The sequence below is a fragment of the Lysinibacillus sp. RS10 genome (assembly GCF_041956855.1).
In the GTDB taxonomy this organism is placed as follows: Bacteria; Bacillota; Bacilli; order Bacillales_A; family Planococcaceae; genus Lysinibacillus; species Lysinibacillus xylanilyticus_A.
The window spans coordinates 2,249,123-2,269,486 of sequence record NZ_CP167122.1 but is presented as its reverse complement, the minus strand read 5'-3'; the positions used below and the strand labels follow the sequence as shown (position 1 = coordinate 2,269,486).

At 36.6% G+C, this 20,364-nt stretch carries 16 protein-coding genes, 1 pseudogene and 1 other annotated feature; of the genes and pseudogenes, 5 read left to right on the top strand and 12 right to left on the bottom strand.

Annotated features, from left to right (window positions below; genetic code table 11):
• Positions 1 to 402: 402 nt before the first annotated feature.
• Positions 403 to 1,089, bottom strand: a complete 687-nt coding sequence (locus ACB089_RS11655) for a hypothetical protein (RefSeq protein ID WP_374966544.1) — start codon at positions 1,087 to 1,089, stop codon at positions 403 to 405.
• Positions 1,090 to 1,115: 26 nt separating this feature from the next.
• On the bottom strand, positions 1,116 to 2,306 hold the full coding sequence (locus ACB089_RS11650; RefSeq protein WP_374966543.1) for an MFS transporter: 1,191 nt from the start codon (positions 2,304 to 2,306) through the stop codon (positions 1,116 to 1,118).
• A 151-nt stretch (positions 2,307 to 2,457) separates the two neighbouring features.
• Here ACB089_RS11650 and ACB089_RS11645 point away from each other — a divergent pair, with 151 nt between their 5' ends.
• Positions 2,458 to 2,799: a MerR family transcriptional regulator gene (locus ACB089_RS11645; protein WP_374966542.1), complete on the top strand. Its 342-nt coding sequence runs from the start codon at positions 2,458 to 2,460 to the stop codon at positions 2,797 to 2,799.
• Positions 2,800 to 2,894: 95 nt separating this feature from the next.
• Here the strand turns inward: ACB089_RS11645 and ACB089_RS11640 are convergent, their stop codons facing one another.
• The gene (locus ACB089_RS11640) at positions 2,895 to 4,322 is read right to left on the bottom strand and encodes a PLP-dependent aminotransferase family protein (protein WP_374966541.1); all 1,428 of its coding nucleotides are present in this window, start codon (positions 4,320 to 4,322) and stop codon (positions 2,895 to 2,897) included.
• A gap of 104 nt (positions 4,323 to 4,426) precedes the next feature.
• On the opposite strand from ACB089_RS11640, the pseudogene ACB089_RS11635 reads away from it, so the two are divergent.
• Positions 4,427 to 5,029 (top strand): annotated as a pseudogene (locus ACB089_RS11635) (LysE/ArgO family amino acid transporter).
• Positions 5,030 to 5,154: 125 nt separating this feature from the next.
• On the opposite strand, the gene ileS reads toward ACB089_RS11635, so the two are convergent.
• From ileS to ACB089_RS11610, 5 genes are all read right to left on the bottom strand, one after another.
• Positions 5,155 to 8,244 carry an isoleucine--tRNA ligase gene (ileS, locus tag ACB089_RS11630; protein ID WP_374966540.1) on the bottom strand — a complete coding sequence of 1,030 codons (3,090 nt, stop codon included), beginning with the start codon at positions 8,242 to 8,244 and terminating at the stop codon, positions 5,155 to 5,157.
• A gap of 52 nt (positions 8,245 to 8,296) precedes the next feature.
• Positions 8,297 to 8,537 (bottom strand) — a binding site (T-box leader).
• An 80-nt stretch (positions 8,538 to 8,617) separates the two neighbouring features.
• Complete coding sequence (locus ACB089_RS11625) at positions 8,618 to 9,463, bottom strand: DUF2785 domain-containing protein (RefSeq protein ID WP_374966539.1); 846 nt, start codon at positions 9,461 to 9,463, stop codon at positions 8,618 to 8,620.
• Between the two features lie 174 nt (positions 9,464 to 9,637).
• Positions 9,638 to 10,600 carry a hypothetical protein gene (locus tag ACB089_RS11620; protein ID WP_374966538.1) on the bottom strand — a complete coding sequence of 321 codons (963 nt, stop codon included), beginning with the start codon at positions 10,598 to 10,600 and terminating at the stop codon, positions 9,638 to 9,640.
• Complete coding sequence (locus tag ACB089_RS11615; RefSeq protein WP_374966537.1) at positions 10,593 to 11,114, bottom strand: sigma-70 family RNA polymerase sigma factor; 522 nt, start codon at positions 11,112 to 11,114, stop codon at positions 10,593 to 10,595. The genes ACB089_RS11620 and ACB089_RS11615 overlap by 8 nt, the downstream gene beginning before the upstream one ends.
• Positions 11,115 to 11,255: 141 nt before the next feature.
• Positions 11,256 to 11,702: an Lrp/AsnC family transcriptional regulator gene (locus tag ACB089_RS11610; RefSeq protein WP_374966536.1), complete on the bottom strand. Its 447-nt coding sequence runs from the start codon at positions 11,700 to 11,702 to the stop codon at positions 11,256 to 11,258.
• 141 nt (positions 11,703 to 11,843) lie between these two features.
• Between ACB089_RS11610 and ACB089_RS11605 the strand changes: the two genes are divergently transcribed.
• Positions 11,844 to 12,431: a DJ-1/PfpI family protein gene (locus ACB089_RS11605; RefSeq protein WP_374966535.1), complete on the top strand. Its 588-nt coding sequence runs from the start codon at positions 11,844 to 11,846 to the stop codon at positions 12,429 to 12,431.
• Between the two features lie 48 nt (positions 12,432 to 12,479).
• On the opposite strand, the gene ACB089_RS11600 is transcribed toward ACB089_RS11605, so the two are convergent.
• Positions 12,480 to 13,331 carry a LysR family transcriptional regulator gene (locus ACB089_RS11600; protein ID WP_374966534.1) on the bottom strand — a complete coding sequence of 284 codons (852 nt, stop codon included), beginning with the start codon at positions 13,329 to 13,331 and terminating at the stop codon, positions 12,480 to 12,482.
• 169 nt (positions 13,332 to 13,500) lie between these two features.
• On the opposite strand from ACB089_RS11600, the gene ACB089_RS11595 reads away from it, so the two are divergent.
• Together ACB089_RS11595 and ACB089_RS11590 are read left to right on the top strand one after the other, a co-directional pair.
• Complete coding sequence (locus tag ACB089_RS11595) at positions 13,501 to 14,640, top strand: MFS transporter (RefSeq protein ID WP_374966533.1); 1,140 nt, start codon at positions 13,501 to 13,503, stop codon at positions 14,638 to 14,640.
• A 34-nt stretch (positions 14,641 to 14,674) separates the two neighbouring features.
• Entirely contained in the window at positions 14,675 to 15,019 is a 345-nt protein-coding gene (locus ACB089_RS11590; RefSeq protein WP_374966532.1) for a hypothetical protein, read from the top strand.
• A 159-nt stretch (positions 15,020 to 15,178) separates the two neighbouring features.
• On the opposite strand, the gene ACB089_RS11585 is transcribed toward ACB089_RS11590, so the two are convergent.
• From ACB089_RS11585 to ACB089_RS11575, 3 genes are all read right to left on the bottom strand, one after another.
• Entirely contained in the window at positions 15,179 to 16,585 is a 1,407-nt protein-coding gene (locus tag ACB089_RS11585; protein ID WP_374966531.1) for a YcdB/YcdC domain-containing protein, read from the bottom strand.
• A gap of 83 nt (positions 16,586 to 16,668) precedes the next feature.
• Entirely contained in the window at positions 16,669 to 19,374 is a 2,706-nt protein-coding gene (gene acnA / locus ACB089_RS11580; RefSeq protein WP_374966530.1) for an aconitate hydratase AcnA, read from the bottom strand.
• Positions 19,375 to 19,889: 515 nt separating this feature from the next.
• Positions 19,890 to 20,363 carry a hypothetical protein gene (locus ACB089_RS11575; RefSeq protein WP_374966529.1) on the bottom strand — a complete coding sequence of 158 codons (474 nt, stop codon included), beginning with the start codon at positions 20,361 to 20,363 and terminating at the stop codon, positions 19,890 to 19,892.
• Position 20,364: the final 1 nt, after the last annotated feature.

Below are 20,364 nucleotides of genomic sequence, written 5' to 3'. Positions count from 1 at the left end.
CCCTACACTATTAAAAAGGTATGGAATGAAAATTGAACAAAAAATTCCTATAGTAATTCCTAATATTTTAGTGAAAAATATTGCAATTATTAAAAATGATTTCTAGAATAGGAAATGTATTAGCGTGGTAAAATTTACAAGAAAAAAAGGAGAGGCTTGAATGAAAGTTTGTTTCAAAATATATCCAGCCTAAAATCAAACTTGGAACGGTTATATTTATTAGCATTATTGGTTTTTTGGGTTGTCGGTTTTTTTATTAGGGTTTAGGTTACACTTCCGAAATCTCATCTCCCACCTTCACTGATGCTTACACACCTATACGTTTTGAAGTGGGAGACTTCTTTCGGAGGGAAGTTAATTTTGTCAAATTTATCTATCGTCTACCCTTGTTAAAATAATTTCCTATAATTGATGTTCTAATAGCCAACTATCATGTAACCATTTTTCTGTTATTCGACCACCTTTCCATTTAATGTCTTGCTCAAATGCCATAATATTTCCATCAGGACCGACGATGACCCATGCCCATGAATCATTCTCTGGTACATAGCATTTATATTTCATGCCTGTAAGCGTTAAAGCTTCTTTATTTACTTTAATATCTTCATCATGAGGGCGAATCCACTGATTTTCTAATTGATCAAATAATCCACTTTGAACTTTGTTCAGAAACACTTGAACAATTTCCTCTGTTCTTTTTTCAGATGGAAGCTGTTGATTGGAGGCAAAACGTTGATCCATCCATGTAATTCCTATGATTTTGTGACTTTCTTGTTCAACTGTAAAGGAATAATGCTCTCCCCCTAGCCCATTATTGTCTAAATTTTCTTTTTCATAACGGAAAACGAAAACATCTACATCATTCTGTTTGCCACTACGAACTTCTTTGAAATGGTATCCTTCAGGAATATCTATCACCTCTAGAGCTTTATCTAGTGCAATTTGATATGTTTCTTCTTCATTTTTCAATTCATGTTGTTGCATTTTCTTCACCTCGTAATTAGATTTTTGATTAATAGCAAAAGTCACAACAATAACAGTGATGGCAGCGATGGCAACACTAGTAACTAAAATTCGAATACGTTTCAACCGTTTATTCCCCTCTTTCTAGTATCTTATTTTTTAGGTTTAATGAAAAATGAGACAAACAGCCCTATTCCAATAAGTACAGCAAAAGTTTCAAATGTTAAAAAATAATTTTCTGTTTTCAAAAGATTAATTGCAATGATGGGAGCTAACGTCGCACCGATAAACAAAATAAATGTATAAAGCGCTACTGCCATTCCACGGCTCTGTCCCCCTAACTGACCTACAACGGTAATCAGTGATGGTACCGTCATTGAAATTCCTGCAACAAAAATCACACTCATAATTACTAGAAAGACTAAGTTCGAACTCATTCCAAGAATAGTAAGACCAATAACTGCGAGCAATAAACCGCCTCGTATCACATTATGTGTACCGAATTTCTCCACCAATTTTCCTGAAAAAGGCGACAGAATCATTCCAAAAATCCCTACAGCCCGAACATATAAAATTTGATTATCATCTAAGTTAAAATTAGTAGTTAAATAACTTCCTAGTACTGTATACATTCCAACAAATGAGAGTAATAGGGTAACCGTTATGATATAACAATAAATTAAATATTTGTTTGTAAAAATTGTTTTTAATTGATGCATAGTGTCTTGCAAATTTTCATTTTCATTCGGTCTCTCACCTTTTGGTATTAAAACAGCTACTAAAATAGCTGTTAAAAAATATACTCCTCCAAGAATGTAAAATACACTATTCCATCCTAACCATTTACTAACCAAGCTACTAAATACTTGACCAATTATTCCGGCCATTAAAAAGCCAGAAGCAACAAATCCCGTAGCAGTTACTCTCCTTTCTTCAGGAAATATATCTACAATGTAAGCTAATGCAACAGGCGCGAAAGTTGCCGCTAAGAACCCTTGCAATCCCCGAAGTGCTATGAGAGAAGTTATCGTTTCTACAGTTCCTAATATAGGAGAAATAATTGTCAAACAAATCAAACCTACTAAAATAATTTGTTTACGATCAAGTCGATCTGATAAATGGCCGAAGATTAATAAACCAATTGCATAACAAAGAGAAAATACACTACTAGTCCATGCTGCAGTAGCAGTAGTTTCATTGAAATTGTTAGCAAAGATAGATACCAATGGAATCGTTAAGTACAGGCTAGAGACGACTACAAGACCACACCAAAATAAAATAAGTGTAATGAAGTTGTAATTATGCTTCCTAACAATGTTTTCAATAGTAGCGACCTTATTCATACAAAAACCACCTTTATGATTTCATAAGTAATGTACATTACTAACATAGATTGTAACCTATTTACAATCAAAGTCAATACCATACAACTTCAATTTGTAACCTTTCTACTTTTAATGTAAAATAGTTACGAACTGTATTGGAGGGATTCAAATGAGCGAAAAACATGAAATAGATCCTATGTTAGACTTTGATTTACTGAACAAATTAGTTGTTGGAATAGGAGAAGTTTCTAATATAACAGGAGTTCCTACTAGAAAAATTCGTTATTGGGAAGAAAAAGGTATTATTGATTCAGAAAATGAAGTAGAAGGTACTACTCGTAGATATAACTACTTAAATATCAAAAAAATTCTTTTAATTCAGGAGCTCATTGATGAAGGATTTACTCTCGATGCAGCCGCTAAAAAAGTTGAAAACCGCATGAAAAATATTAACGAGGTGTTTTTAAAATTAGCAAACACGCAATCCGAGAAAGATAATAAAATCGAATAATTTACATGAAATTTAAAGAAATCACCCATTGTATACATGATTACATACAATGGATGATTTCTTTTAGAATCTACTTAAACAACGCAATTTGAAATTTATTTCTTCTTTTTTGTAATCTCAAAAAGGATATTTAATCCTTTTTCCAACTCTTCTTCTGTCGCATAAGCATATGATAATCGAATATGTTTAGCATCTTGCGGATCGTAAATATAACCGGGATTAATGAGAACTTCGCGGTGCAATAGTTTGGTAAATAACTCTTTATCAACAATAGGCTCATGAAACTTTAGCCAAATATAAAAACCACCTTTTGGCTTATTCCACTCTGCAATATCATAAAATTTTTCTTGTAAAATAGTCTCTACATAATCTGCTCTTTGCTGTAATTTTTGGCGTAAGCCGACGATATGCTTTTCGTACTTTCCAGTTTGCAGCCAATGCAGCACAATTTCCTGTGAGATCGCGCTTGAACCATAATCTGTTTGCATTTTTATATCTGCTAACCGCTCAATCACAGTTGTTGGACCGATTAACCAGCCAATGCGGAGTCCAGGACTTAATGTTTTTGAGACACTTCCAATGTAAAGGACTTGCCCGCTATCATCCATTGATTTTATGGGAGAAGTTGCCGCTTCAAAGAGCAATTCGTGATAGACGTCATCCTCAATAATGGGAATGCGAGATTGTTTACACGCTTCATAAAGCTGTTTTTTTTCAAGCTCTGTCCACACGCCACCAGTCGGATTGTTTAACGTAGGAACAGCATAAAATACAGCCTGCCTTTTTCTTTTTCGTTGAGCTAAAGTTTGTACAAGCTGTTCATCTCGATTTATAGCCATCATTTGCATACCTACAGACTGGAATGGATGCACTGAATTTAAATAAGATGTTTGTTCTTGAAATACGATAGACCCCGGTTCTAGCAATCCAACAGCAATGAGCTGCAATGCCTGTAGTGCACCAGATACAATACAAACATTTTGAGGCTTTACATGGATCCCTCTTTTTTTCACATATTCGCAAATCGCTTCTCGAAGTTGATTGCTGCCTTGTGGTGAGGAATAACCTAAAGCTTTTGGCTGTAAGGAAAGCTCCTTTAACGATGCCTCAATTTCAGCAGTTGGCAATAGACTTGGTGCAAGTTCACCCGTACCTAATCGAATGACATCATCTCGCTGCTCATATTCATTAATTAATTGTATCGTATGATAATTCGGCTTATGGAGACTTGTGTCAATATAGGTTTGCCAATTTGGCTGTGTTTGTTTAATGAGCGAATGCCAAGAATTATGAGCTACATAAATACCTGATCCTACCTTTGCCTCCAATATTCCAGCCGCCTTTAACTCCTCTAATACCTGCTGAACCGTACTACGATTTACCCCGAGCTGCATAGCAAGCTGTCTTTGCGTTGGCAGCTTTGTTCCTGCTACCCAATCTCCTCGTTCTATTTGCTCCGTAATCCACGTCTCGATTTGTTGCTGTAACGTAATTTCTCCCTGTCTGCTTGGCTGCCAGTTCATTCGTATCACCTCGAAATTGGATGGGTGAAAAACCATCCAATTGGTCGTTTTCTTTTAGTTATAACACAACTAGAATGATTAATGTAATGAAAGGAGGAATTTCATTGGAAGCATTTCTTCATGGAATGATTTTAGCATTTGGCCTTATTTTGCCCTTAGGTGTACAAAATGTCTTTGTTTTTTCACAGGGTGCTACACAGCCACATCTAGCCCGAGCCTTGCCAGCCAGCATTACAGCTGCCATCTGTGATACGCTACTTATCATACTCGCTGTTTTTGGATTATCTCTGATCGTGCTACAATTTGAGTGGTTACGTATCACCTTAATGACTGTTGGTATACTTTTTTTACTTTATATGGGCTATTCCATTTGGCGTTCAAAACCGGCAACTACCGATCAAAACGAAGCACTCCCTGTCAAAAAACAAATTTTATTCGCACTCTCTGTATCTCTCTTAAATCCACATGCCATTTTAGACACAATCGGCGTTATTGGGACGAGTGCTTTAAAATATAGCGGCACCGAATAAATTCTGTTTACTACTGCATGCGTTGTGATTTCTTGGTTATGGTTTTTAGGTCTCGCAGTCGTAGGAGCAGCATTTAAAAAACTCGATAACTCTGGAAAGCTAATGATTATTTTTAATAAATGTTCCGCTATCTTTATCTGGGCAACCGCTATTTATCTTCTCACTGGCTTACTGTAAATTTTGTTTACATAAAAACGCTCAGGATACCCAAATCTTTGGGTACCTGAGCGTTGCCTTCGTTTAAAGAGCGTTTGAGGGGGATTACTCGATCACTTCTTCTGCTGACCTGAGTAATATAGTTTTCACAGCTTAAAATATACGGTTACCTTTTCACCAAACACTTCAGTTTGCAAATACCGTTCACTTTTGTAGTCACTTACATAGTGAATATCTTTTAACAATACATTTGCTTTCAATAACGCTTCGTGCCGCAGGATGATCGTTGTTACTTTGGTACTTCCAGCAATCGAAATCGATATATACTGCTCAACAGGGAGTTTCCATTTTTTCCGTGTATCTTGAATTGTCCGAATTAGTTCCCTAATTTGCCCTTCTTCAAGTAAGTTAGTTGTCAGCTGTACATTCAGAAGGACTCGACATGAAGCATCTTCGGCTAAGATGTAATGTTCCTTCACAATAGATTCAGTTAACACATGCGCTTTTAACAAGGTTACCTGTTCTCCATCGATCGTTAACGTAACTGACCCTGTTTGCTGTAATAAATTTTTCTCCGCCTCACTTAAATTCATTACGTTATCTTTTACTTTGTTCACTTTAGCTCCAAATGCTGCACCTGCTGTTTTAAAATTTAGCTTATATTGAACGGTTTCGTATGCTGAGAAATAATTTGTCCAAATGCATTCTTTCATATTTAATTCATCTTGAATGAGCTCGCTATACGGTTGATAATCAGTTAGCTCCCCATCAACAGAAACAATGATTGCACTTAAAGGCTGCTTCACCTTGATGCTTTGACTATTACGTATGCTTCGGCCAAGCTCTACAATTGTTAAAATATTGGCCATTTCTTTTTCAAGCTTAGTATTCACGAGTGCTTCGTTGTAGTGAGGGTAGTCTTGTAAATGCACACTTTTTCCAGATAATTGTCGATATAAATCCTCGGCAATAAACGGTGTAAATGGAGCTAATAATTGACAAATTGCTGTGAGTAATTCATACAGCGTACTAAAGGCTCCTCGTTTATCCTCTGACAGCCCATTTGCCCAAAATCTTGCTCTTGAGCGTCGGATGTACCAGTTACTTAGCTCTTCCACAAGCTTGCCAATTTCACGTGTTGCCTGTGTGAATTGATAAGCATCCATACAAGTTGTCACAAGCTGAATGGTATGATGTAAGCGAGACACGATCCAATCATCTAACTTTGAGCGTATGCCAGTATTGGTAGCATCGTACTGGAAGCCATCTATTTCTGCATAAAGCTGATAAAACTTGAACGTATGATCTAGCGTATCGACTAGCTTTGATTTCGCATCCATCACAATTTTCTTAGAAAAACGTTTAGGATTCCAAGGAGAACTATCTACTAAAAACGCCCATCTTAGAGCATCTGCCCCGTACTGTTGAATTAATTCAACTGGCTCTAATGCATTTCCTTTACTTTTCGACATTTTCTGTCCATGTTCATCTAAAACATGTCCTAATGAAAGGACATTTTTATAAGGTGCCTTTCCAGTAAATAATGTCGATACAGCTAATAAACTATAGAAAAAGCCTCGTGTCTGGTCGATGCCTTCGATAACAACATCAGCAGGGAATTGACTATTAAAAGTTTTAAGATTTCCAAAAGGATAATGTTGCTGAGCAAACGGCATAGAACCACTGTCAAACCATACATCAATCACTTCAGGTGTACGTTCCATATCACCATTGCAATTCGGACAAGTACAAACAACCTCATCGATATACGGCTTATGAAGTTCAATATCCTGTAAAGTGCCCTTTGCTAATTCTTTTAAGGCAGCAAGACTATTTGGTGCCTCTTCATGATGACAATCCTGACAAACCCACACATTAAGTGGCGTACCCCAATAGCGATTACGACTAATATTCCAGTCCACTAAGTTTTCTAAAAAGTTTCCAAATCGACCGTGTTTAATGTGCTCAGGATACCACGTTACTTGGTCATTATTTTCTAAAAGCTGGTCTTTTAATGCAGACATGTTGATAAACCAGCTGTCAGTTGCATAATAAAGCAATGGTGAATCACAGCGCCAGCAATGAGGATAGCTATGCTCATATTTCTCCTTATCAAACAATAGCTCCTTTTTAGCGAGCATTTTTATTATATCGACATCACAATCTTTTACAAATTTACCTGCAAGCTCTGGAACCTCTTCTGTATAGCAACCCTTTACATCAACAACATTTACAAACGATAGCCCATTTTGCTGAACCGTTTTATAATCATCCTCCCCATATGCAGGCGCGATATGGACGATCCCTGTACCGCTATGCTCCGTGACATAATCTGCTAGCACAACAACATGCCCTTTATTAACGGTTACGTATGAAAAAGGTGGATGATACGATACACCTTCAAATTCATGCCCTTCATGCTCACTTAATAGTTCAACAGGTTCAGAAAAAACCTTTTCCACTAATGATTTTGCCAAAATATATACTTTATCGTGCTGTTTCACCCGAACATAAACGAGCTGAGAATTCATAGCTAATGCAACATTAGCAGGTAATGTCCATGGCGTCGTTGTCCAGCCTAGAAAATATTCCTCTCGATCCTTCAGCTTAAACATTGCCGTGACAGATAAATCCTTTACATCCTTGTATCCTTGCGCTACTTCATGAGAACTTAAGGAAGTTTGACAGCTAGGGCAATATGGTGAGACACGATGCCCCTTATATAAAAGCTTTTCCTTGTGCACGTGACTTAAAATATGCCAAACAGATTCGATGTAATCATTACTTAGCGTTAAATATGGGTCATCCATGTCAATCCAATAGCCAAGCTCTTCTGTAAAGGAACGCCACTTTTTCTCATAGGTAAAGACACTTCCTTTACACTCCTGAATGAATTGTTCAACACCATATTTTTCAATCTCTTGCTTCCCAGAGATACCTAGCTTTTTTTCCACACCGAGTTCCACAGGCAAACCATGTGTATCCCAGCCAGCTTTCCGTTCAACTAAATACCCTTGCATCGTTTTATAACGAGCCACGACATCCTTAATTGTTCTGCCAAATGCGTGACCTACATGTGGTAATCCATTTGCTGTTGGTGGGCCTTCGTAAAATACAAAGGGCTTATGACCAGCACGATTCGCAACAGATGCTTGGAACGTTTTTTCTTGTTCCCACAACTGGCGAATCCTCGTTTCCCTCTCTACAGCCGTTTCTTTTTTCTTTTCACCTTGCATGTAATTCCCTCCTATACTCATGTATAAAAGGCATACAAAAACCCCGTCCCAAGCAAGGGACGGGGTTAACCGCGAATACCACCCTAATTCTATTGAATCAACCGTTCAATAGCACTCAGCAACGTACAATCATACGTGTTCTTTTTAACGGTAGACACCCGGATTAGCTTACTATGTTCAGCCAATCTTCTCAGAGAGGATCTTCATGTATCATGTGCACACCGACTTCCACCATTATGTCGGCTCTCTGTAGAACAAAATGAAACACTACTCTTTCTCATCAACGAATTTGTATGCTTTTATTGTCACTCATCTTAACAAACTAAATTTTGTCTGTCAATAATTTCAAAGTACTAATATTGGTAGTAATTTCTTATAATTCATCGAGACATGCTTCGATGCATTTATGAAGTGCTGCGAACTTAGGCTTCCCATTTGTTTTAATATAAAAGCTTTTCACAAAGGATTTACAGTTAAAAACTAAAATTCTGTGATGCTGTACATCGAGCTGTTCTTTTTTTACTTTTAAAGTTGCAGGTAATTCTTGCAGTAATCTAATGATTTCTTGCTCCTCTAAACCATGCTCAAGCATTGTGAAGATAGGTACTAAAATCCGTTCATCTTCATTATGTATGAAAGCATGATTTTCTTGCAAAACGACGTTGTATAATGCGCTTACAATTTCACTATAAGAGGCTTTATTTAATTTCGGATTTTTCACCAATTCATCGATTGCATCAGCCATATGGGCAACACTATGAGCCCACCCTTTCACCGGCACGTAGCCTCTTACATCCTTTTCTGCCGCTAAATAAGCGAGTACTTTATCTTTACAATCAGCGATTTTCTTTTGGGATAAAAAATCGTCTGCGTTATCTCTAAATAATATGAGGGCGATCAATAGCGACGTAAATGTACGGGTAAAAACTAAATCTGATTCACTTTCTTCAATACCCTTACATAATAAATTATTCAAAGAATCCTCTAAAAGCTCCGTTAAAAGTGCATGCTCTAGTAAGTTTTTTTCATGGATCAATTCATAAAACGATCCATAAATTAAGTTATCTCGTAGTTCACTATCTAGTGAGCCGATATGTAGCATCATTGATTGTACGAGATGTGTTTGGTCTTCTTGTTGCCACGTTTTATTTCCACTGCTTATATCTGTTAATATTTTTTTTAATTCAATTTCCTTCAGTAAGTTTTTATTTAGTATCATATTCGATCTTTCTCCCCATACCTTTTTGTTTTAGTAAGAACTTGCATAATCATTCTTTACTACTCCCCCTGATTATACAAATACTTACAATAATTGTACCATAATGCAAATGTAAAAACAGCTTTCTAAAAAAAAGCTAGACATTCTTGAAGCTTTTGAATGTCTAGCCTTGATTCATGGGTATTCTTCCAGTATTTCCATGCTATCTAAATCCGCAATCCTTATTATAGAATCAGCATTTTTCCTGGGATCCCTGCTATATTTAACTTCTACATAATCCCCAGGTGACAATGTTTTAGGAACATCAATTAATGGGAACCACGTACCATTACCATGTTTTTGTACGATTTCATCTATTGATAATTTCCCAATATTTGATTCATCAGCATGTGAAACGACTAAAAATTCATGTTCTTTGATTGCTACGACTGCCCCACGTTTTGAATAGATTCCTTTTTCGCCCACTGGAATATCATATTTTTCACGTAGGTATGCTATTTCTTGACTATAATGTTCTTCAAAATAGTTCAAAGCATCTCTTTCCACTAGGAAAAGTAGCATCATTCTTTCTACGTCTTTGTATTGATTTTTTTCCTGATCTAATAGTGAATTGATAGTAGTATATTTATAATTCATTGGTTTAGTATATTGTTCAATATATTCTTCTTTTGTAAGATTCACCTTCTCCAATTGTTCCGTGAATTTCGCATTGTTCTCATTTATACTAAGTTCAATCAATGTTTCAAGCTCTTTATCTATTTTTTCTTGAGTAGGTACTATCCCCTTTGATTGTGCGTAAGCATATAAAGATTCCAACTCTAAATAGGATTCAAATTCTAGTTTTTCATCAGACGTTAATATTGGATCCTTTTCCTCAGGATCTATTCCCAGAGAGAACTTTAATAACTTTTCATCAAAAACAATTGGTATACTTGCTGATTGCTCCTGACTTCCACTGAATTGGGTATACAAAAATATGCCAATACAAACTGTCAATATTATAGACATTACACTATACTGCCAACGCCAAGACCTTTTTTTCATCTCACGCTGTTCTAAATGCTTTACAACATTGGTCATAACACGTTTTTTGCTTTCGGTTAAATCCTTTAATACCCTCACATCGACTTTACTCATGCAGTAGGACCTCCCATTCAATATGCTGAAGCTTTGGCTTTAATAGCTCTCGTCCACGACGTAGTCTTGTTTTCACTGTACTCTCCGGGATACTTAAAAGCTCGGCAATTTCAATAACAGGCATTTCCTCAAAATAAAAATAGATGAGGACCTCACGTTGTTTTAATGGTAGTGCTAAGATGGCGTTTTCGATTAAAGTTTGTTCGTCTTGCTGCACTAGCATGTCCCTTCTCGTGACAGCCTGCTTGGCAAAAATCTTCTGTTGCACTTGTATTTTACGGTATGTCCAACTGCGTAAATAGTCTTTACTTTTGTTAATGACGAGCCTCGATAAATAGGCCCGTAATTCTCCTCTTTCTTCATAGTTTTGCTGATTATCGTAAAATTTAATAAATACATCTTGCACGATATCTTCGGCACTTTGTAAATCCTTGACGTAATAAAAGGCAAGTTGGATGAGCCTTTCTGTATGCTGCTGCATTATTTCTTCGAGTTCTTTAATTTCAAGCAACATCTCTCCCCCTCTCTGCCCTATAAACGGTGCTCATAGTATAGAGGTTTGCTTTTTTGTATTTTTTTAAATTAAATTCTTGATTTTGGGTTTTCTGAGGATGTATTAATTGCTGATCTCTTCCTTACCCGAGCAGTTCTGGACTCATTCTTCTAAATTTTTATCGAAAAAAGGTGTTATGACCCCTTTTTCAGTTGAAGACAGCACAATATTTGTTGATGGCGTTCCATACGGCATCGCATCATCGATAAATTGCTCTAATGTTTCCACTGAATTAGTTGCAATTTTTACAATATAACTAATTTCCCCCGCTACCCGATAGCATTCAAGAACATCGGGATGTGCGTTACAAAAATTCGAAAGACTTTTACAATCAATTGATTTAAATAAAATAATAGCTTGAATATCACGATTGATCTTTTTTAAATTTACTTTTGCTCTATAACCTTCAATAATCCCCTGCTCTTCCAGTTTTCTTACACGTTCAATTACAGCTGGAGACGATAAATGAACCGTCGCCGCTAATTCCTTCATTGAGATTTTTGCATTTTGCTGCAATTGCTGTAAAATTTCAGTATCTATTTGGTCCATATGTATCCACCTTTTTTTATAAATTAGATTAATTAAAATTCCTTTTATTATAAAGCAAATCATTCAAATTACATTATACAGCTTCTGTAATTGTAAAGCTTTATTCACTACAATTAAACGTACAAAAGGAGGCAAAACAACATGAAAAAAATATTATTACTATTAGCAAATGGATTTGAAGCTGTAGAAGCGAGTGTTTTTACAGATGTACTTGGCTGGAATAAGTGGGAAGGCGATGGCACAACAGAGGTCGTGACAGTAGGATTGCATCAACAATTGCAATGTACATGGAATTTTAACGTTACCCCAGAAAAGTTACTTCACGAAATTTCATTAGAGGACTTTGATGCTCTAGCGATTCCTGGAGGCTTTGAGGAAGCTGGCTTTTATGATGATGCCTTTAGTGAGGAATTTCAGGCAGTTGTTCGTCATTTTGATGAACATAAAAAACCTATTGCTACGATTTGTGTAGCTTCCCTAATTCTAGGTCATAGCGGAATACTACATAATCGAAAAGCTACAACTTATAATCATCCAACTAGTAAACGATTAGCTCAACTACAATCTTATGGTGCAGATATCGGGAATGAACGGATTGTTCGAACTGGACATATGATTACATCTTCAAATCCTGGCACTGCATTCGACGTTGCATTCAACTTACTGGAAATGCTGACCTCTGCGGAAAATACAAAAAAGGTAAAGGATTTAATGGGGTTTAACTCATAAAAAATTGAAGCTGTCTCAAGGCGTTTAGTTGAGACAGCTTCATTCTATTTAATTTGATATTAATTGATATAATTTCGCTCCAAATTCTTTATTTTTCGTAACCAATGAAATTGTTCTAGTTCTCCCAAAATTATTAATTGGTAAGGCAAAAAGCTGAAGATGACCGATATTTTTAGCCAGTAACTCTGGTACAATTGTAATCCCCATACCAGACGTTACAGCCCCAAAAATAAAATCGCCAAAGTTCACTTCACTTTTGATATTAGGCTTATAGCCAAGCGCTTGTATTTGTTCTACTATATCCTTCCTTGAATCACAAGGAGCTTGATGAACAATAAGCGGCTCCTCACACAATTCTTCCAGATCCACTGCTGTTCTTGTATTAAAACGATGATTCAACGGAAATACAGCATAGTAAGGCTCCGTAAACAACTCGCAACTCCACAAAGATTCTTCGGAATATTTCACATCCACAAAGACTGCATCAAGTCTACCTTTTTGTAAAGATTGCAACAGTTCATTTGAAGTATTTTGAATCATTAATGTTATAGGCCGATCTAGTTGCTTAAGTTCATTCATCTTGTTTGGCAAATAGTAAGTTGCTAAGCTAGGCAGACCACCAATTGCAATTGGGTTGCTCTGACTAAATTGCTGTAATTCTTCACGAATAGCTGTTATTTCAGTCAAAACTGGTGTAATGCGAGTGTAAAAACGTTCGCCAGCCTCAGTTAATTCAATACCAATGGATGTCCTAAGAAATAGCTCGATGCCAAGATTATTCTCTAAGTTTCGTATATGTTTACTTAGTGCCGGTTGAGAAAGATTAGTGATTTGAGCAGCTTTTGAAAAACTTTTCTGATTGGCTGCAGCAATAAAACTGTGTAACCATTCTACATTCATTATATTCCTTCACATCCTATAACGATTTGTTATACCCTTATAAAATAGTCATTGTTCCATATTCTTGTTTTTCTAGTAACCTATTAAATATAAAAGGTGCTTCGATTATAACATAACGTTATAGGTCGTCTATACTTAACATCTTTAATATTTTATGGAGGTTCAATATATGAAAAATGTTTTATTATTATCATTCGGTATGTTTGCACTTGGCTTTGATGCCTATGTAATTGCAGGTCTTCTTCCAGGAATTAGTGATACGTATCAAAAAAGCACATCACAAGTCGGCCAGGCTGTGAGCATTTTTACATTATTTTACGCTATCTCAGCGCCGTTATTTTCTTCTTTACTCGCCGGAAAACCAATAAAAAAAATCTTAATATGGTCAATGCTTATCTTCACAATAGCGAATAGCATTACAGCTTTAGCACCGACCTATTCTATTCTTCTACTATCGAGAGCAATTGCAGGGACAGGTGCCGGTTTATTTTCACCATTAGCTGTTGCGGCCTCTTCAAAGTTCGTTTCTAGTAAAAAGAGAGGGAGCGCTCTAGGGTTGACTATTGGAGGAATGAGTATGGGAACAGTGCTTGGCGTTCCCTTAGGCATCTATATATCAAACTTATTTGATTGGAAAGTAACACTTTGGCTATTAGTTATGATCGGTGTCATTGCTGTTTTATGTATGTATATTTTCCTGCCCGATTTTCCAACAACGCCTCTCCCTGCACTTAACGAACGATTAAAGATGTTCCTCGATAAAAGAGTAACTATAACTGTAGGTATAACATTTTTCGCCAGTGTTGCAAGCCTAGGATTGTATACATATCTATCTCCCCTATTACAAGAAATAGCAAGCTCAAGTAACTTAACGATATATCTTTGGGCATGGGGATTCGGTGGACTGGTCGGAAGTATAATGATCGGTTACTTAATCGACTATTTCGGAAAACCAAAAACTTTGGTTACAATCATTTTATTTACTTTAACTTTATCCATAATTTGTTTACCATTAATGATTAACTTACATATATTAAAGTACTTACCGTTCTTTGTCTGGGGAGCAATGGGTTGGGCATGTGTAGCCCCTCAACAACATATTTTTCTATCATATCAGCCGAACAACGGGAGTTCGGCAGTGGCATTAAACAGTTCTGTAAATTATTTAGGCAGCGCAATTGGTGCAAGCTTAGGTGGAATTGTATTGTCCTTACAGATGGGAACAATAACATTGATTTATTTCGCCGTTATCTCTATGTCATTCGCAATTTGTTTACAGTTTTATAGTTTGAAGAACAAACAAATTTAGTATTTAAACTTGTTTAATAATTACGGTTCTAACTATGGATTTGATGATCCTATTCGTCACTTTGATGGTTAGAATCGCTATTTTGTGTTTCTATCCTTCTTTTCAGGGTGAGTCTTTCCGTCCTTTAGCATTTCTTTCCGTTGGTTTGATGGTTCCATCCGTCGCTCTGATGATTCTTTCCGTCACTTCGATGGGACCTTCCTTCGTTGGAGATTCTTTCCGTCGGTTTGACCGTTCTTTCCATCGCTTCGATGGTCCTATCTGTCACTTTGGCGTTCCTATCCATCATTTCGGCAGTTCTATCCACGATTTTCGCAGTCCTATCCATCATTTCAGCAGTTCTATCCACCATTTCGGAGGTTCTATCCATCACTCATAGTTCTATTCGCAATTTCAGAGTTCTCTCCGTTATTTGATTGATTTCTATACTGACCATTTCATTTTGACAGGAATGGAAAAAAAAACCGACTTCCCAGGAAATCGGTTTTATATTTTATATGATTACTCATCATCCAACAAAAAACAATTCAATTAAAAGTTAAACATTACTGACAATAATTGCGCCAGTAGTCGCGTCAATATACCGGATAGGTGATCTAGTATGCCGATCACAAGCTTGAAAGACAAGGTGATAAGATTCTTTTTCATCATCGTAATTTTTGTCCCAAGCCAATTGAAAATCGACATTTTCTAGAAATTGACGATACGCCTCTTCCGTAGAAATTGCTGGAACTGTAGGAATTTGGCTAAGTTCATCCATATCAAAATTTGGTCCACTATAATAATCAATCTGACCTGTTATACGATTAACAACGACGATAACCATTTCAAGAATAGATATACCTTGATTATGGGCATGGAATATAAATGTTTTTGATTTTCTTTCATCCTCTTCCTCATCTTCTTGAATTAATCGTTGAAGATACGGATAGTAATCAGGAATTATTTTCAGTAAAAAGTCTATTGCTATTTGATAACATGCTTCTTGACTAAGCTGTAGATTTCCTAAACGTTCATGCATCCAACCAAAGCTTCGTATTTTACCAGTTTTCTTTGAAATCATAGCTTTTACTGTATCTTCTGCCCGCATTTTAAAAAAGCTATTTATCGATAAATCTTTATCGCTCATCTCCCAATCCCGCTTACGCCACACAATCCCTATCTCTGGTCCCATGTCCACTTCTCGAATCAGCTCTAGTTCATCTGTTATACCAATGATTGCTTCATTCGTAAATTCTTTGGCAACTAAGTTAGTTGGCAAAGAAGGAAGAGCAGCATAACTTTCAGGCTCATTTTCATCATGAATAATCGTTAATGATGGTTCTAGAGAATCTGCATGATACTTAAAAATTGAATTTACTTCATAAACTAGATGAAGTCCGTCTTTCTTCACATTGTAAACATCATGACTTAGTTTTGTAATCACTAGTTGTAGCATTAATGTATTTCGTACATGTTCCATTAAGGCTTTCTTAGAAACTAGCTGTGAAGGGATTCCAGGACTCGTTTTCACTCCGTTGTATCTAAATCGAACAATATTTCCTAATGCATCAACACCTATTAAACAACCAGCTTGTTTTAGCGGTATATCCATGACAATTTGTTCAAAATAAAAGAGATCCACTCCAGATAATTCTTTAGCTTTTGAAAATGTTAAATCTTCCAGAGCAGATGGATAATGACTAAGTAAAAATTGTTCGGCACTTTTTCTTTTTTCATCAAAAGATAAAGAATCCGCCTCAGAAACAGAATCATTTTTTTCAATTGATAAGTATATGAGGTTTCCAGTGCAATCTAATTCAACAGTCATACTTTCATCTTGTTGTTCATTTGCCCACGAAAACATCACAATCTTATCTTCAGAATACTCTTCTATCATTAGTTTATAATGACTTGTTAATGGGACCATTGATAAAGCCCGTTCTTTTAGTTCATCTTTGTGCAAAACAAAGCCCTCCCAATACGAATTTTTCTCTATGTATAGACAAAAACCGACCTCCAAAGAGATCGGTTTTTATATTTAAATGATTACTCAGCAGCTTTTGCGCGAAGAACCATTTGTAGGATACCACCGTGACGGTAGTAGTCTACTTCTACTTCTGAGTCGAAACGAGCTAAAGCTTGGAAAGTTTTAACTGAACCGTCTTCAGATTTTGCAGTAACTGTTAAGATTTCACGTGGTTTTACGCTGTCAGTAATGTTAACAGAGATTTCTTCTTTACCAGTTAAGCCTAAAGTTTCAGCAGAGTCACCTGGCATAAATTGAAGTGGAAGAACACCCATCATTACTAAGTTAGAACGGTGGATACGCTCGTAAGATTGTGCGATAACAGTTTTCACGCCAAGTAGGAATGTACCTTTCGCAGCCCAGTCACGAGAAGAACCCATACCATAGTCGTTACCAGCAAGTACTACTAAGCCAGTACCTTGCTCTTGGTATTTCATACATGCGTCATAGATGTACTCTACTTCGCCTGTTGGCCAGTAAGTAGTGAATCCACCCTCTGTACCAGGAGCAACTTGGTTACGGATACGGATGTTTGCAAATGTACCACGCATCATAACTTCGTGGTTACCACGACGAGAACCGTATGAGTTGAAGTCACGGATTGCAACACCGTTTTCGATTAAATATTTACCTGCAGGTGTTTCTTTACCGATTGCACCAGCTGGAGAAATATGGTCAGTTGTAATTGAGTCACCGAACTTCGCCATAATACGTAAGCCGTCTAAGCCTTTAATAGCTTCTGGCTCTTTCGCAAGACCTTGGAAGAATGGTGGGTTTTGGATGTAAGTTGATTTGTCATCAAATGTGTATAGAGACTCAGTTGATGTTTCAATTGCATTCCATTTTTCGTTCGCTGTGAATACAGTTTCGTATTCTTTTTGGAATAATTCACGGTTAACTACAGTACCTAATACAGCGTTAACTTCTTCAGTTGTAGGCCAGATATCAGCGAAGAATACTTCGTTGCCATCTTTGTCTTTACCGAATGAATCTTTTTGTAGGTCAACATCCACAGTACCAGCAAGTGCATAAGCAACAACAAGTGGTGGAGAAGCTAAGTAGTTAGCTTTTACAAGTGGGTGTACACGACCTTCGAAGTTACGGTTACCAGAAAGAACTGAAGTTACGAATAAGTCTTCCTCTTTGATAGCTTCTTCGATTTCAGGAAGTAATGGACCTGAGTTACCGATACATGTTGTACAACCGTAACCTACAGTGTTGAAACCGATTTGGTCAAGGTATGTTTGTAAACCTGAATCTTCAAGGTAACCAGTTACTACTTTAGAACCTGGTGCTAAAGAAGTTTTTACCCATTTAGGAACTGTTAGACCTTTTTCTACAGCTTTTTTCGCAACTAAACCAGCAGCGATTAAAACGTATGGGTTAGATGTATTTGTACAAGAAGTGATTGCAGCGATTGCTACAGCACCTGTTGGGATTTCTACATCACCTTCAGCAAATTTAGCTACAGATGTTTTAGCGAATTCAGCATCAGTTAAACCGAAACCTTGTGTACCTTGTGGTGCCACTACTGCTTCTTTGTAACGAGTACGCATTTGAGATAGTGGAATTAAGTCTTGTGGACGTTTCGGACCAGAAAGGTTTGGTTCGATTTCAGCTAAGTTTACTTCTAATACGTCAGTGTAAACTGGCTCTAAAGTTGGATCGAAGAACATGTGGTTAGCTTTTAAGTAAGATTCTACAACCGCGATGTGCTCTTCGTCACGACCAGTTAAACGCATGTAGTTTAATGATTCTTCGTCAATTGCGAAGAAACCACATGTAGCACCATATTCAGGAGCCATGTTAGAGATTGTCGCACGGTCAGCTAGTGGTAATTTAGTTACGCCAGGTCCGAAGAACTCAACGAATTTACCAACTACGCCACGTTGACGTAATACTTGAGTTACTTTTAATGCTAAGTCAGTAGCAGTAGTTCCATTTGGAAGATCGCCAACTAATTTAACACCAATAACTTCTGGGATTGGGAAGTATGAAGGTTGACCAAGCATACCTGCTTCAGCTTCGATACCACCAACGCCCCATCCAAGAACGCCGATACCGTTGATCATTGTTGTATGTGAGTCAGTACCTACTACTGAGTCTGGGAATGTTTCGAATGTACCGTCAGTATTTTCGTTTACGTGTACAACTGGAGCTAAATACTCTAAGTTTACTTGGTGAACGATACCAGTTGCTGGTGGTACAGCACGGAAGTTATTGTAAGCAGTTTGAGCCCATTTTAAGAAGTTATAACGCTCAGCGTTACGTTCGAATTCAAGGTCCATGTTTGCTGCTAATGCAGATGCATTACCGTATTTGTCAACTTGTACTGAGTGGTCAATTACAAGGTCAACTGGAATAGCAGGGTTGATTTTGCTTGGGTCGCCGCCCATTTCTTTCATTGCTGAACGAAGAGATGCAAGGTCAACTACTACTGGTACACCAGTAAAGTCTTGTAATACAACGCGAGAAGGTTTGAATGGTACTTCTGCTTCTGGATCTGCACCGTTACCCCATTTTGCTAATTCGTTTACGTGCTCTTCTTTGATAACATATGCATCATATTGACGTAAAACAGATTCTAATAATACTTTGATTGAGTAAGGAAGGTTTGAAACTTTTGCAACGCCAGCTTTTTCAATCGCAGCTAAGTCATAATAATTATAAGTTTTACCATTAACTTCGAATGATGCGCGGCTGTTGTGTAAATTACCTTGTGCCATTTGCGGATCCCCCTAAATATCTTTTTGAAAAGGCCTATTAAAAAAATTTAAAGCATCTTTTCTCCAATACCCATGATAACGCATTAATATTCATAAGTAAATTACATTAATATTATCTTTTTCAATAAGCATAACTTATGACCTTGATTTCTAACCTAATGTATTTAATTTTTTGATGTGCATAACATCAATGATTTACAAATCGGAAATTTTTATACCTTTCTATATAAGTGTATTTAAATGTATTTAACTGGGGCACATTTTGCGGCACTTTCTGGGGCGCACGTAGTTTTTTTATAAATGGTGCTCCAGCAAAAAAATTATATATTTATAAAACTCGTTTCGGACAGGTACGTTATATAGTAGAAATTTTATCAAAGTAATTACAACTACTATTAAACAGGATATGGTTGTATTAATGTTTAATGTTGTTTTTCAAATGAATTTTAGGGAAACCCTATCATCTATCAGGGTTTCCCAATCATATTTCAGCTTAATGTAATTCATAAAAGCCACTATACGGATAAATATTTTACATAATCTTCGAACTGAGATAAATAATTCTTAAAATTGTTACCCACTTCTTTCAAATCACCATATATATTTTGATCTGCTAAATAAAAAGCATCCGATAAGTAAATCATTTCAACCTCTATCCACTTATTACTTTCTTCTAACTGTAAATGGTCACTTAATCGAGTTAACATTGAAAAAATTTCTGATAAGTTATTGGCTGAAAGATAATATTCGTAAAGTAGTCCGAGTAATATCTTAGAAGGAAGGTCGTTTAAATCTCCGTTGAACAATTTTAATTTCGAACAGACATCAACGGGTTTTTCCTGTGAAGACAATGATATTTCAATTATTTCATAAGGTGGATTATCAAGACTTTCAATAACATTATCAGCCCATTTAATCACATTCTGGACAGTATAAAGTCCTATTAAAACCCCTAACCTATATACTTCCGCCGTTACATTTATATCCATA

Coding starts and splice junctions, on each gene's coding strand:
- ACB089_RS11575 (WP_374966529.1), bottom strand. CDS start 20,363: ATGGATATAAATGTAACGGCGGAAGTATATAGGTTAGGGGTTTTAATA.
- ACB089_RS11615 (WP_374966537.1), bottom strand. CDS start 11,114: ATGTTGCTTGAAATTAAAGAACTCGAAGAAATAATGCAGCAGCATACA.
- ACB089_RS11600 (WP_374966534.1), bottom strand. CDS start 13,331: ATGAATGTAGAATGGTTACACAGTTTTATTGCTGCAGCCAATCAGAAA.
- ACB089_RS11640 (WP_374966541.1), bottom strand. CDS start 4,322: ATGAACTGGCAGCCAAGCAGACAGGGAGAAATTACGTTACAGCAACAA.
- ACB089_RS11625 (WP_374966539.1), bottom strand. CDS start 9,463: ATGATACTAAATAAAAACTTACTGAAGGAAATTGAATTAAAAAAAATA.
- ACB089_RS11620 (WP_374966538.1), bottom strand. CDS start 10,600: ATGAGTAAAGTCGATGTGAGGGTATTAAAGGATTTAACCGAAAGCAAA.
- ACB089_RS11650 (WP_374966543.1), bottom strand. CDS start 2,306: ATGAATAAGGTCGCTACTATTGAAAACATTGTTAGGAAGCATAATTAC.
- ileS (WP_374966540.1), bottom strand. CDS start 8,244: ATGCAAGGTGAAAAGAAAAAAGAAACGGCTGTAGAGAGGGAAACGAGG.
- ACB089_RS11610 (WP_374966536.1), bottom strand. CDS start 11,702: ATGGACCAAATAGATACTGAAATTTTACAGCAATTGCAGCAAAATGCA.
- ACB089_RS11645 (WP_374966542.1), top strand. CDS start 2,458: ATGAGCGAAAAACATGAAATAGATCCTATGTTAGACTTTGATTTACTG.
- ACB089_RS11605 (WP_374966535.1), top strand. CDS start 11,844: ATGAAAAAAATATTATTACTATTAGCAAATGGATTTGAAGCTGTAGAA.
- ACB089_RS11595 (WP_374966533.1), top strand. CDS start 13,501: ATGAAAAATGTTTTATTATTATCATTCGGTATGTTTGCACTTGGCTTT.
- acnA (WP_374966530.1), bottom strand. CDS start 19,374: ATGGCACAAGGTAATTTACACAACAGCCGCGCATCATTCGAAGTTAAT.
- ACB089_RS11590 (WP_374966532.1), top strand. CDS start 14,675: ATGGATTTGATGATCCTATTCGTCACTTTGATGGTTAGAATCGCTATT.